The sequence below is a fragment of the Streptosporangium longisporum genome (assembly GCF_039534895.1).
In the GTDB taxonomy this organism is placed as follows: Bacteria; Actinomycetota; Actinomycetes; order Streptosporangiales; family Streptosporangiaceae; genus Streptosporangium; species Streptosporangium longisporum.
The window spans coordinates 464579-477469 of record NZ_BAAAWD010000014.1; the positions used below are offsets into that span (position 1 = coordinate 464579).

The window sequence follows — 12891 nt, forward strand, 5'->3', positions numbered from 1 at the left end:
GGGCCCCATCGCCTCGATCCAGGTTGGCACTCCTCATGTGCGAGTGCCAACAAACTGTTTAGCACTCTACCCTGCCGAGTGCAAGCCGCGATCGCCTGACCTGCGTCGCACCAGGGGACGTCACGCCTTCACGACGGCGCGTCAGGGGTACGGCACCGGCCGTCTCGTGGCACGTCAGGGGCGATCCACCGGGCGCGACACCCGGCCCGCCGTGGCGCGGGGCGTCCTTCGCCGTTCGACGACGGCGGGACCGTTCCGCGCAGAGCGAAGGCCCGGGTCCGTCCCCGCGGGGACGGACCCGGGCCCGACGAAACGAATCGCTCGAACCAAGCCGGACCAAGCCGGACCAAGCCGGATCGGGCCGGACAGGCCGGACAGGCCGGACAGGCCGGACCAGACCGGATCACGTCGGCCCGGGGTGAACCGGGCTCGAACCGGACGGACCGGCCGGACCGGACCGGACGTCGGGGCGGGCGTGCGGAGCGGTCGGACAGGCCGCGATCCGCGGGGCTCCGCGGGGTTCCGCGGTGCTCCGCGAGACTGTGCGGGACTCCGCGGGATCCGCCGCCCGCCCGGAGAGGTCGGGGACGGCCGGGTCAGACCGTCCGGACGGCTTCGGCCTGGGGGCCCTTCTGACCCTGGGTGATCTCGAACTCCACCCGCTGGCCCTGCTCCAGTGCCCGGTAGCCGTCCATCATGATCGCGGAGTAATGGACGAACACATCCTTACCACCGTCTACCGCGATGAAGCCGTAGCCCTTGTCCGCGTTGAACCATTTGACGGTGCCCTGCGCCACTTGTGACTCCTCTTACTGGTCTTTAGGACGACGCCCATTCCTCTCGCGAAGTCCTCAATCTCCGGGCGAACTTCGCCACGTCGATCGCCCTCGACCATACCTGTGAGAAGTGGTCGAGCAACAGAGTCAAGCACCAAACTGCCCGTTTACGCGAGTTTTTCGTACGAGAACATAGTTTGACTATCACTAGTAGTTAGTTTAAATTTGTACGATCTCTTCATGCGCAAGAAATATGAGTCCGGGTCATAAAAAAGACACCCGCGCGGCCTGAGCCGTGCGGGTGTCGTGGGGAGATGTCGATGGCGGACGGGGGCCGGGGCCCCGGGCCCACCGGCGATCCGGGCGGCCCAGGAGCGGCCCGGGGGCGGGCCGGGGACGACGCGACGGCGCGGGAGCGCCGGGGCCGGGCGCCGGGCGGGCGGAGGCTCAGCCCCCGGCCACCGCCGGGATGATGGAGATCTGCGCGCCCGAGGGGGTGGCCGTGTCCAGGTTCTCGGCGAAGCGGACGTCCTCGTCACCAACGTAGACATTGACAAAACGGCGAATCTTGCCTGTCTCATCAAGAATCCGGGCACCGATTCCCGGGAAGTCCGCGTCCAGCTTCTGCAGAACATCGCGCAGGGTCTCCCCCTCCGCGCTCACCTCGGCGGCACCACCGGTGTACGTCCGGAGAATCGTCGGAATCCGCACAGAAACGCTCATAGTTCGGTACCTTTCACGATTTTTAGGCGATGGCCGCACGGAATGCGTCGAGCGAGGGCCGGATGACCGCGGTGGGACGCGCCTCGGAGGCCACCGCGTCCAGGGTCTTGAGGCCGTCCCCGGTGTTGAGCACCACGGTCTCCGCGTCGGGGTCGAGCGTGCCCGAGGCGACCAGCTTGCGGAGCACGCCGACGGTGACGCCACCGGCGGTCTCGGCGAAGACGCCCTCGGTCCTGGCCAGCAGCCGGATCGCGTCGACGATCTCGGCGTCGGTCACGTCCTCGACCGCGCCACCGGTACGGCGGGCGATGTCCAGGACGTAGGGGCCGTCGGCCGGGTTGCCGATCGCCAGCGACTTGGCGATGGTGTCCGGCTTGACCGGGCGGATCACGTCGTGGCCGGCCTTGTAGGCCGCCGAGACCGGCGAGCACCCCTCGGCCTGGGCGGCGAAGATCTTGTACGGGGTGTCCTCGACGAGCCCGAGCCTGATCAGCTCCTTGAACCCCTTGTCGATCTTCGTGAGCTGGGAGCCCGAGGCCACCGGGACGATGATCTGGTCGGGGATGCGCCAGCCGAGCTGCTCGGCGATCTCGTAGGCCAGCGTCTTGGAGCCCTCGGCGTAGTACGGCCGCAGGTTGACGTTGACGAAGCCCCACTTCTCGCCCAGCTCGTCGCCGATGAGCTCGGAGCAGAAACGGTTCACGTCGTCGTAGGTGCCCTCGATGCCCACCAGCCTGCCGCCGTACACGGAGGCCATGACGATCTTGGCCTGCTCCAGGTTCGAGGGGATGAACACGCAGGAGTCCAGCCCGGCCCGCGCGGCGGCGGCGGCCACGGCACCGGCCAGGTTGCCGGTGGAGGAGCAGGACAGGGTGTGGAAGCCGAAGGTGCGGGCCGCCTCCACGGCGATGGCCACCACGCGGTCCTTGAAGGAGTGCGTGGGGTTGCCCGAGTCGTCCTTCACGTGCAGCGAGCGGATACCGAGCTCGCGCGCCAGGTTCCGGGCGTTCACGAGCTTGGTCCAGCCGGGTGCCATGTTGGGCTTGGTGGCCACGTCGGCCGGGACGGGCAGCAGTGAGCGGTAACGCCAGATGTTGGCCGGCCCCTCGGCGATCTGCTCCCGGGTCACGCGCCCGAAGTCGTAGGCGATCTCGAGGGGCCCGAAACATTCGATGCACGCGAAGCTCGGGCCGAGGTCGTAGCGGGCACCGCACTCGCGACAGGACAGGGCCACGGCGGGGCCGAAGCTCCCACCCGCGTCCTGGTGGGCGAGCGAGGTGATGTTCTCAGTGGTTGCGAGCGCCATGAAGCGAGGCCTTTCCCTCATCTTCGTCTGCGACCACCCTGGTCACAGACCGGAATTGGCACCTGTCCCGGCCGACCTCGTCAGATCACGAGTCTTGAACCGGGAGGGTTGCCGGGGCTTCGCAGGGCCGGTCCCTCCACCCCTCTGGATGAGCACGTATTCAGTTGTCGACCTGATGCGCAGGTCTCCAGCACTCTACCTCGCCACCCCGCCGTCCCGGCAAGCCGTCTCACCGTATGAGACACGTCGTGTTACCTGCCGGACACGGACATCGGCGGCGGCCGGGGGCACCGGCCCTGACACCGGTCCGGGGCCGGGCCGGAACCGTGCCGGAACCGTGCGGGAACACCGGACCGGGGACCGGACCGCCCGGAGGCGGCCGCCGGAGGTCAGGACCCGCTGCGGACCGAGAGCGGGGACGGCGCCCTGAGCCCTATGGTGTAGGCACCGGAACCGGCCACGCTCACCACCCGGTAACGGTAGAAACCGGGCGTCCCGTTGTAGGTGATCTTCTCGTCGGGGCCGGCGCTCCTGGAGGAGGCGACGACCCGCCAGGCGGAGCGGCTCCACTTCTGCAGGTACAGGTCGAAGTCCGCACCGGCGGGGCCGTCCAGGCACCCGAAGTGGTTCCCGGGGATGCCCGCCCGGTAGTAGACGCTCCTGGGGTGGTAGACGGACCTCCCCGCGGCCAGCGCGCCGGTGTAGGTGGTGGGGTAGCCGGTGCAGGTGCCGGTGGTCGGCGGCGGCGGATTGCCCGCCGTGGTCCTCAGGGCCAGGCCGTAGGCGGTGAGGATCTCGCCGACCGGCTGGAAGTAGGTGACGCCGCCGACGGCGCAGTCGCCCGATCCCCCGGAGGTGACGCCCTGGGCCTGGTCGATGGCGATGAACGGTCCGCCGGAGTCCCCGGGCTCGGCGCAGACGCTGGTACGGGTCAGCTGGAAGACGGCGCCCTGGGGGTAGGTGACGCTGGCGTCACGCTGCTGGATGAGACCGCAGTACCAGTCGGTGGTGGAGCCCGAACGGCAGACCGAGGCCCCCTCGATGGCGACCCGGGCCCCGGCGACGGGCACCGTGCCGCCCTCGCCGTTGTCCACACCGGGGACGGCCGTCCAGGCGGCGTTGGTGGCCACCCAGGCGTAGTCGCTGCCCGGGAAGACCGACCCCTGGAAGATCCCCTGGGCCAGGCGGTTGAACCCCAGGGTGGGCGCACCCTGCCTGCCGCAGTGACCGGCGGTGACGAACCCCTGCTGGGTCCCCTTGAGGACGGAGAAGCCGACCGAGCAGCGGTTGACGGTGTTGATGTAGTAGGCGTTGCCGCCGAGCAGGTCGTACAGCGGCAACGGCGCCTCGGTGGAGGGCAGCACGATCACGGCGGCCTGGTCGAGACCGGAGGACTCGATGATGTTCTCGGTCTGGTCGGGCCGCGGGGCCAGCACGACCACCTTGTTCCGCTTGACGTCGACGTAGCGGACGCTGGACACCAGCGGCTGCGGCGGCAGGGTGGCGTCGAGCTTCGCCTTGACGGCGGACAGCTCCGCCAGCGACGTGGCCACGACCTCGGCCTGCGCGCCCGCGGCCACGATCTGGGGGATGTCGGCGGCCGCGGTGCTGGCCACCACCAGGGTGTGCGCGGTCTTGGCCCGCAGCCAGGCGCCGCCGAAGCGGACACCGAGCCTCCTGCTCATCTGCTCGGCGACCGGGATCAGCCGGGCCTCGTTGAGCAGCCGGGCCTCGGCCTCGGCCCGGGTCAGGCCCAGGTCACGCTGGAGCGCCTCGAGCATGCCCGGTGGCGGCGCCACGGCCCTCGCACCCCCGGGAACCGTCACACCCGGCGTCCCGGCCCCGGAAGGCGTTCCCGGTGTCTTCGTCGCGCTCAGCACGGCGGGCACGAGCGGCTCGGCCGCCCCGGGCCCGCCCGTCCGGAGGTCGGCGTCCGCCGGAGCGGCGGCCAGGGTGAGCGCGGTGATCGCCAGGACGCATCCGGCGGTGACGGCGTGTCTGCGGGACATGTGGGTCTCTCCTCGACCTCGGCTTCCGGAGCTGAGGGGGGAGATCGCCCCATGTCACCGACGGCCTGATGACGCGGGCACCGGGCCGGATGACGCGGACGAGGCCACCCTAATCCAGCCGTCACCGGTCAAGGCCCCAGAAGCCGCACGCCACGCGGACGACGCTCGGTGACGGGCCGGAGGTGGCCGGTCGGAGGGATCCGGCCGGAGAAGGCCGGCCGGCCCCGAAGGAGCCGGTCGAACAGGAGCGGGTCAGAGACCGTAGGCCTCGCCCAGGGCGCCCTGGACGTACTTGCGGGCCTGGTGGATCCGCGACTTGGCGGTGCCCAGCGGGATGCCGAGCTGCTCGGCCACCTCGTTGTAGTCGAGCTGACAGATGTCGCGCAGCACCAGAGCCTGCGCCAGGTCGGGCTTCTCGGCCTCCAGCGCCTCCATCGCGTCGAGCAGGTCGAGCCGGGATCCGGCGATCACGCTCACCCGGGCGACGTCCGGCTTCTGCAGGGGGAGCTCGTCCGAGCTCTGCTCGGCGGCGCGGCGCTTCAGCGAGCGGTAGGTGGTCCTGGCGCAGTTGGCGGTCACGATGTGCAGCCAGGTGCTGAACCGGGCGCGCCCCTCGAAGCGGCCGATGTTGCGGGCCACCGCCAGCAGGGTGTCCTGGCAGGCCTCCTCGGCGTCCTGGCGGTAGGGGAGGATGCGGCCGCAGTGCCGCAGCACGGCGGGCTCGATGCGCTTCAGCAGCTCGCCGAGCGCGCGGTGGTCACCGAGGGCGGCCTGCCGGGCCAGTTCCTCGGTCGTCTCGTCCAGCGCCATCACGGGCCCCCATCAGCGGTCACGGTCGCTGGACATCTTACGGTCGTAGATGACAGACGTTCACCGTCGATCGCGCCATAAAAGCGGGTAAAACCAATGAACACAAACCGACCGGCTGACAAGAGCTGACACAATCCGACGAACGCCATTCTTCCGTCCCCGGAAGGGGAGGCGTCCCGGGAAGGTGCCGGTTAACCTTCAGGACAGGCGTGTCCCAGCCAGTGAAGGGATCTGATGAAAGCGATCCTGGTGGCCTCCAACCGGGGCCCCGTCTCCTTCACCCTCTCCGAGGACGGCTCCCTGTCCATGCGCAGGGGAGGCGGCGGCCTGGTGTCGGGGCTGTCGGCGGTCGCCAGGGACATGGGCGCCCTGTGGGTCTGCGCGGCGCTGTCCGACGGCGACCGGGGCGCGGTGCGGCTGGCGCCCGGCGGCCGGCTCGACCAGGCGGGCTACGACACCGGGGCTCTGCGGATGCTCGACATCCCCCCGGCGACCTTCCACCGCGCCTACAACGCGGTGGCCAACTCCACCCTCTGGTTCGTCCACCACCTCCTCTACGACACCCCCAACAGGCCGCACTTCGACGCCAGGTTCCGCCGGGAGTGGGAGTCGTACCAGGCCTACAACGAGGCGTTCGCCATGGCGCTGGCCGAGGAGGCCCCGCACGAGGCGCGGGTGATGGTGCAGGACTACCACCTCAGCCTGGTCCCGGCCATGCTCCGGGGCGAGCGGCCCGACCTGCGGGTGGCGCACTTCTCGCACACGCCGTGGGCCCCGCCGGAGTACTTCGCCCTGCTGCCCGACGACGTGGCGGCCGAGCTGCTCGAGGGCATCCTGGGCTCCGACCACGCGGGCTTCCTGACCGAGCGCTGGGGCACCGCGTTCATGGACTGCTGCCGGACCGTGCTCGGCGCCTCGGTCGACCCCGGCGCCCGTACGGTGACCCACGCGGGCAGGACCACCCGGATCGGCACGCACAGCCTGGGTGTGGACGGCAAGGCGCTCTGGGCCCGCGCCGGGGAGCCGGACGTGGAGTCGCACATGGCCGCGCTACGCGCCCAGGTGGGCGACCGCAGGCTGATCGTGCGGATCGACCGGACCGAGCTGTCGAAGAACATCGTCAGGGGCCTGATCGCCTACCGGGAGTTCCTGGCGGCCCATCCGGAGTGGCACGGCCGGGTCACGCACCTGGCCTTCGCCTACCCCTCCCGGCACGACCTGCCCGAGTACCGCGAGTACACCGCGGCGGTGCAGCGCTGCGCCAAGGAGATCGAGGACGAGTACGCCACCGAGGACTGGGACCCGCTGATCCTCAACGTCGACGACGACTACCCGCGGTCGCTGGCCGCCTACCGGCTGGCCGACGTGCTGCTGGTCAACCCGATCCGGGACGGGATGAACCTGGTCGCCAAGGAGGGGCCGATCCTGTCGCCGGGCAGCGCGCTGGTGCTCTCGCGGGAGGCGGGCGCCGCGGCCGAGCTGGGCGAGCACGCGCTGACGGTCAATCCCTACGACGTCTCGGCCACGGCCGCCGCGCTGCACGAGGGCCTGACCATGCCCGAGGGCGAACGGTCCCGCAGGGGCGGCCTGCTGGCCGCGGCGGCGACCGCCCTCCCCCCGCACCGGTGGTTCGCCGAGCAGCTCGACGCCCTCGCCTGAGCGCGGAGTTTCAGACCACTATGAGATAGTTTCCGGGGCCGTTTCAGTTTTTTCGATCTCCGGAGGAGACCAGGTGACCGCGACCGTGCCCGTCCGGCTGGTCCGCGACCGTTCGACCTGGCTGGTCTACCTCCAGCTCGGCGTCTTCGCCACCTACCTGTACGGCCTCAGCGCCGCGCTCCCGCTGCTGCGGATCGACCAGGGCCTCTCCCAGGCGGTCGCCGGGCTGCACGGCACCTCGATGGCGGTCGGCGGCATCCTCACCGGCCTCGCGCTCCCACGGCTGACCGCCCGGATCGGCCGCCACGCCGTGGTCTGGACCGGGATGGCCGGGATGAGCGCCGGGACGTTCCTGGTGGCGGCGGCCCCCACCTTTCTGCCCGCCACCCTGCTCGGCTACGGCGTCGCCAGCGGGATGGCCTCGCTCACCATGTACACGGGCATGGCGTCGCTCGACGACCGCCACGGCCCGGCGGGCCCGGCGGCGATCAGCGAGGCCAACGCGGTCTGCGTGATCGTCGGCATCGGGGTGCCGTTCGTGGTCAGCGTCGCGGCGCAGAGCACGCTGGGCTGGCGGGCGGCGCTGGTGGTGCCCACCGTGCTGACCGTGCTGCTCGCGCTGTTCATGGGACGCGTCCGCGTCCCCGAGCGCCCGGCAGCGGCCGAGGCGGGGCCGGTCCCGCCCCGGGTGGACGCCTCACCCGGGGTGGACACCTCACCCGGGGACGGCGCGCGTCTGGGACGGCGCTTCCGTCTGGCCGGGATCGTGCTGTTCTGCTGCGTCGCCGCGGAGTTCTGCTTCAACCTGTGGGCGGCCAAGCTGTTCGCCGACCGGACCGGCCTGTCCCCGGCGGTGGCCGCGACCGCGGTCGCGGCGTTCACCGCCGGGATGGCGGCCGGGCGGCTGGCGGGAGGGTGGCTGGCCCTGCGGATCGCGCCGACGGTCCTGTTCACCGGGGCGCTGCTGGTCGCGGCCACCGGCTGGGGGGTCTTCTGGCTGAGCACGGAACCCGCCTTCTCGTACGCGGGGCTGGCGCTCTCCGGGGTGGGCGTGGCGCTGCACTTCCCGATGGCGCTCTCCCGGCTGCTGGCCGTCTCCGGGGGACGGCGGAACCAGGCGGCCGCGATCGCCTCGATCATCACGAGCGTCGCCCTGGGACTGGGCCCGTTCGTGCTGGGCGCGCTGGCCGACGGGTTCGGCATCCGGACCGCGTTCCTCCTGGTGCCGACGCTGATCGGGGCGGCCCTGGCCGGGCTGCTGATCGGTACCGCCGGGGACGCGCCCGCCCTCAGCCGGCCGTCTCCTTCTCGATCGCGTCGGCGATCGAGCTGAGGAGCTCCAGCACCCCCGTGGGCCCGTCCACCACCAGGTCGGCCTCCACCTCGATCTCGGGCGACCCGCTGAACACCGTCACCCCCGGCAGCCCCGAGCCGCGCACGGCCGCGAACGCCGGCAGGTCCCCCAGGTCGTCCCCGGCGAACAGCACCGACCGGGCGGCCCGCTCGCGCAGGAAGGCGTCCAGCGCCACCCCCTTGTCGATCCCCGGCGGGCGCAGCTCCAGCACGAGCTTGCCGGGCTCCACGGTCAGACCGGCCGAGGCGGCCAGCGCGGCCACCGGCTCGGCCAGCGCCTCCAGGGTGGCCCACGGGTCGGAGGCCTGGCGGGTGTGCACGGCGACCGCCCGTTCCTTGTCCTCGATCCTGACCCCGTCCAGTCCCGCGACCAGGGCGAGCAGGCCGGCCCTGGCCTCGTCCAGGCCCGGGTGCACGGGCGGCGCGGCCAGCGCGCCCGCCTCCCAGCGTTCGAGGCCGTAGTGACCGAGCACCACCAGGCCGGGCACCGCGGCCAGGGAGCCGTACTCGACCGCGACGGCGGCCGGCCGGCCGGTCACGATCACCAGGGAGCCGATGAGACCGCCGAGCCTGGTCAGCACCTCGGCCCCGCCGGGGGCGATCCTGGCCGCGGCCGGGTCGGCGACGATCGGGGAGAGCGTGCCGTCGAAGTCGAGCCCGATCACCGCCCCCGCGGGGTCGGCGACGATCGCCTTCAGTCCGTCGGTGGTGTTCGCCCTCATGCCCGCCTCAGCCCGTCGAGTGTCTTCGCCGTCATGTCGTGCCCTCGCCGTCATGCCGCCCGGCTCCGGTCCGTCCGCGCGGCGCCCACCCGGGAGACCCCGGCGCGAGCGCCCGCCCGAGCGGTCGTACCCCACCATCAGGGACGCAAGCCCCTCTTTCGGGCGGCGCGTTCCTGGCGGCGGGTCTCGCGGAGCCGGCGCAGGCGTTTGACCAGCATCGGATCGTGGGCGAGCGCCGCCGGCAACTCGATGATCTCGCTGAGCAGCTGGTAGTAGCGCGTCGCGGACAGGTCGAAGACCTGGCGGATCTCCTGCTCCTTGGCGCCCGCGTGACGCCACCACCGCCGTTCGAAGGCGAGCAGTTCCCGCTCCTGTTCGGTGAGCGCCCGTGACGGGGGCCCGGCTGCGGCGCCGTCGCCGGGGGTCGGCGCGGGATCCATTGCTTCCTCCTCGGCCGGACGGGCGGGGATCGCACCGCGTGCGCGACCAGAAGTCAGGATAGTCCGGAATTTCGCGCTGTTCATGACGGATGTGGAGACGTACAGTCACCAGGTGTGACCTCTGTCATCAGCCTTCTCACCGACTACGGCCTGGAGGACGGCTACATCGCCGCCTGTCACGGCGTGATCGTCGGAATCTCGCCGGAGTCGCGGATCATCGACGTGTGCCATCTGGTGCCGCCGGGTGACGTACGGCGCGGGGCGGCGATCCTGGCCCAGACGATCGCCTACCTCCCGCCGGGCGTGCACGTCGCCGTGGTGGACCCGGGTGTCGGCGGAGCGCGCAGGGCCGTGGCGGTCGAGGCCGGGGAGCACGTGTTCCTGGGGCCCGACAACGGGCTGCTGTCGTGGGCGATCAACGCGAGCGGGGGCGCGCGGGCCGCCTACGAGCTGTCCAACGGCGATCTCTTCCTCAAGCCGGTCTCGCCGACCTTCCACGGGCGCGACCTGTTCGCGCCGGTGGCGGCGCACCTGGCGATCGGGCGCCGGCCGGCCGAGCTGGGCCCGGAGATCCCGCTGGGCCGCCTGGTCTCGCTGCCCGCGCCCACCTCGACCGTGCAGGAGGGGTACGCCGAGGGGGAGGTGCTCTCGATCGACCGGTACGGCAACGCCCAGCTCTCGATCGGTTCGGGCGACCTGGTGAGCCTGGGCATCACGCCGGGCGACACGCTGGTGGTCTGGCTGGGCAGGCGGCGGCTGTCGGTGCCGTTCAGGGAGACGTTCACGGCGGTCCCGCCGGGCGACGTGGTGGCGTTCACCGATTCGGCCGGGCTGGTCGCGCTGGGCGTCAACGCCGGTGACGCCTCGCAGAGGCTGGGCCTGCCGCCGGGGGCCCACGTCCGGCTCTCCCTGGGGTCCCGCCATATGTGACTACGTGCCCAATAGAGGCATCTAAAGGTAATCACTGTATGTATCGGTCTGTTTACTGAAGCGTCATCCTCCCTGGAAGGGCCCGTGTCAGAATCCCGGTGACGTGTAACCCCGCCCCCTCCCGACGAGGTCACCGTGTTCCCCTTCCCGCTCCCCCCGGCGTTCCCGCGTGGCCGAGCACCCGCCTCCCACGCGTTCCCGCCCCCCGCTCCGCCCGGCGGTCCCCCCGGCACCCTGTCCGGCCCTCCGCCCTGCGGCCCATCCGTCGCCCTGTCCGGCCCTCTGCCCGGTGGTCCACCCGGTAGTCCGCCCGGTCCCCCGTCGAGCGCCCTGCCCGCCCGCCGTCCGGGGGTCGCGCGGTGAGGGGCACGGTGGCGCTCACCGCCGCCCCGTTCTGCGTGGTGGCGGCGACCCTGAGCGTCACGTCCGTCCCGCAGCCCGACACCGTACGCCTCGTCTCCGGCCGGGTCCCGGCGACGGCGGTGGCCACCGCCCCGGCCCTCCTGCGCACCGCCGTCGCGGCCCGGACCGCCCGCCACCCGCACGACCCGGCCTCGATCGCCTGCCGCCCCGATGAACCGGCACGCGACCTCCGCGACGTCCGCGACCTCCGCGACGTCCGCGAGCTCCGTGACCCGCGCGGGCGGCGCGGGCCCGTCCACGACCTCCGGAACGGACGCGAACCGGCCCGCGACACCCGCGACGCGACCGGAGCGGCTCGCCCCGACCGGAGTGCCCGCGAGGCGCCCCCCGCCCCCCGGTCCGCGTACGAGGTGACGCGCGAGACCGGCCCCGCGGGCACCCGCGTTCCGGACGGGCCTCGGCCATCGTCACCGGCCACCGGACCGGGGACCCCCGCTCCCCCCTCCGGCCGGAAGCCGACCGCGGCCTCCCCGCCCGGCGCGGCCTCCCCGCCCGGCGCGGCCCGCGACACCTACGTCTCGCTGGTCCTGCTCGCCCTGGCCCTGGCGGGGCGCGCGGTGTCCATGCGCCGCAGGTCCGGCCCGGCCCTTCCAGGAGAGGATGCTCCCTAGCAAGCACTTGTGGGCTATCGGTCCACGACCGCACCCGGGGACGCCGGGGACACCGGAGACACCGCCCTCGGCGGCCGGATCCCGGCGAACCCCTCCGGCGAGGCCGCAACGACCCAGGCTGCGCCGGCCCAGGCCGTGCCGATCCAGGCCGTCGCCCGGGTGCGCGAGCCGGCCTGGCAGCCAAAAGGGACGGCGAGCGCGCACCGGATGCGGAGGGCACGAATCGGGTCGGCGATCGACCAGGGCCCGTTCGGACACGGCTCCGCGATCATTGCCACAACCTGACCATTCTTGACCCTCCAGAAAGCATGTCGCTGGATAGCCTCACTCTCGTTACTTTGAGTAGCCGCGTGCAGACGGTCCGTTCAAAAGGGCCCAGAACACTGCCGCGACGATTTCCTTCCAGGGGGAACCAACAATGATTCGTCGTCTTCTCATCACCTCCGCGTGCGTCGGTATCGCCGTCATCGCACCGGCCGCGGCCGCGTCCGCCGCCACCTCCTCCACCGCTTCCAAGGCCGCCGTCACCTCGGTGGCGCAGGCCAAGGTCGCCAAGGCCGCCAAGTCCAAGGCCGACTGCTGCGGCGTCGGCGTCGTCAGCACCCCGGTCGTCGTCCCCACCACGGTCGCCTGCCCGACCGTCGTCGCGGTTCCCACCGTCTACGCGGCCGGTGGCTGCGGCGGCGTCTACGGCGGCGGCGGCGTCTACGGCGGCGGCGTCTACGGCGGGGGCGTCTACGGTGGCGGCGTCTATGGCGGCGGCGTCTACGGTGGCGGCGTGTACGGCGGGGGCGTCTACGGTGGCGGCTTCGGTGGCGGCCACGGCCACCACGGCGGCTTCGGCCGTGGCGGCAACAACATCGGCGGCGGCGGCAACATCATCAGCAGCGGCAGCGGTGTCGGCCACGGTGTCGGCATCGGCGGCCTCGTCGGCATCGGCGGCGTCGGCGTCGACATCCTCTAGTACGCCGTCCTCTAGCACGTCGAGGATCATGCGGTAGGTCAGACGGGGCGCGGCCCCCATCCGTCACGGGTGGGGGCCGCGCCTCTTCGCGTCACCGGTCCGTCCTGCGCGGGCCCGTCACGTCCCGGGCCCCGCAGGGCCGCACGTCCCGGACCCCGCCGGGCC

12 protein-coding genes and 1 riboswitch are annotated in these 12891 nt (G+C 72.2%); of the genes, 5 read left to right on the top strand and 7 right to left on the bottom strand.

The features are described 5' to 3' along the window. Positions 1–596: 596 nt before the first annotated feature. The 5 genes from ABD832_RS25440 to ABD832_RS25460 all read right to left on the bottom strand — a co-directional run bounded on the left by ABD832_RS25440 (position 597) and on the right by ABD832_RS25460 (position 5624). On the bottom strand, positions 597–797 hold the full coding sequence (locus tag ABD832_RS25440) for a cold-shock protein (protein ID WP_344899693.1): 201 nt from the start codon (positions 795–797) through the stop codon (positions 597–599). A gap of 426 nt (positions 798–1223) precedes the next feature. Continuing rightward, positions 1224–1499 (bottom strand): MoaD/ThiS family protein, encoded by a 276-nt coding sequence (locus ABD832_RS25445; protein ID WP_344899695.1) that lies wholly within the window; start codon positions 1497–1499, stop codon positions 1224–1226. Positions 1500–1521: 22 nt separating this feature from the next. Then, positions 1522–2805 (bottom strand): threonine synthase, encoded by a 1284-nt coding sequence (gene thrC, locus ABD832_RS25450; RefSeq protein WP_344899697.1) that lies wholly within the window; start codon positions 2803–2805, stop codon positions 1522–1524. A 14-nt stretch (positions 2806–2819) separates the two neighbouring features. Next, positions 2820–2960, bottom strand: a riboswitch (SAM riboswitch). A gap of 234 nt (positions 2961–3194) precedes the next feature. Beyond that, positions 3195–4814, bottom strand: coding sequence for a S1 family peptidase (locus ABD832_RS25455; protein WP_344899699.1), 1620 nt, complete (start codon positions 4812–4814; stop codon positions 3195–3197). Between the two features lie 252 nt (positions 4815–5066). Then, positions 5067–5624 carry an RNA polymerase sigma factor gene (locus tag ABD832_RS25460; RefSeq protein WP_344899701.1) on the bottom strand — a complete coding sequence of 186 codons (558 nt, stop codon included), beginning with the start codon at positions 5622–5624 and terminating at the stop codon, positions 5067–5069. A 234-nt stretch (positions 5625–5858) separates the two neighbouring features. On the opposite strand from ABD832_RS25460, the gene ABD832_RS25465 reads away from it, so the two are divergent. Both ABD832_RS25465 and ABD832_RS25470 read left to right on the top strand, forming a co-directional pair. After that, entirely contained in the window at positions 5859–7283 is a 1425-nt protein-coding gene (locus ABD832_RS25465; RefSeq protein ID WP_413224614.1) for an alpha,alpha-trehalose-phosphate synthase (UDP-forming), read from the top strand. Between the two features lie 73 nt (positions 7284–7356). After that, positions 7357–8616 (top strand): MFS transporter, encoded by a 1260-nt coding sequence (locus tag ABD832_RS25470; protein WP_344899703.1) that lies wholly within the window; start codon positions 7357–7359, stop codon positions 8614–8616. Here the strand turns inward: ABD832_RS25470 and otsB are convergent. Next, positions 8573–9358: a trehalose-phosphatase gene (otsB, locus tag ABD832_RS25475; protein WP_344899705.1), complete on the bottom strand. Its 786-nt coding sequence runs from the start codon at positions 9356–9358 to the stop codon at positions 8573–8575. The two genes, ABD832_RS25470 and otsB, sit on opposite strands and share 44 nt — an antisense overlap. Positions 9359–9495: 137 nt before the next feature. Then, positions 9496–9798 carry a DUF3263 domain-containing protein gene (locus ABD832_RS25480; RefSeq protein ID WP_344899707.1) on the bottom strand — a complete coding sequence of 101 codons (303 nt, stop codon included), beginning with the start codon at positions 9796–9798 and terminating at the stop codon, positions 9496–9498. A gap of 114 nt (positions 9799–9912) precedes the next feature. Here ABD832_RS25480 and ABD832_RS25485 point away from each other — a divergent pair, with 114 nt between their 5' ends. The 3 genes from ABD832_RS25485 to ABD832_RS25495 all read left to right on the top strand — a co-directional run bounded on the left by ABD832_RS25485 (position 9913) and on the right by ABD832_RS25495 (position 12726). Then, complete coding sequence (locus ABD832_RS25485; RefSeq protein ID WP_344899709.1) at positions 9913–10728, top strand: SAM hydrolase/SAM-dependent halogenase family protein; 816 nt, start codon at positions 9913–9915, stop codon at positions 10726–10728. Positions 10729–11087: 359 nt separating this feature from the next. Then, positions 11088–11762 carry a hypothetical protein gene (locus ABD832_RS25490; RefSeq protein WP_344899711.1) on the top strand — a complete coding sequence of 225 codons (675 nt, stop codon included), beginning with the start codon at positions 11088–11090 and terminating at the stop codon, positions 11760–11762. Positions 11763–12180: 418 nt separating this feature from the next. Further along, positions 12181–12726, top strand: a complete 546-nt coding sequence (locus tag ABD832_RS25495; protein WP_344899713.1) for a hypothetical protein — start codon at positions 12181–12183, stop codon at positions 12724–12726. Positions 12727–12891 lie beyond the last annotated feature (165 nt).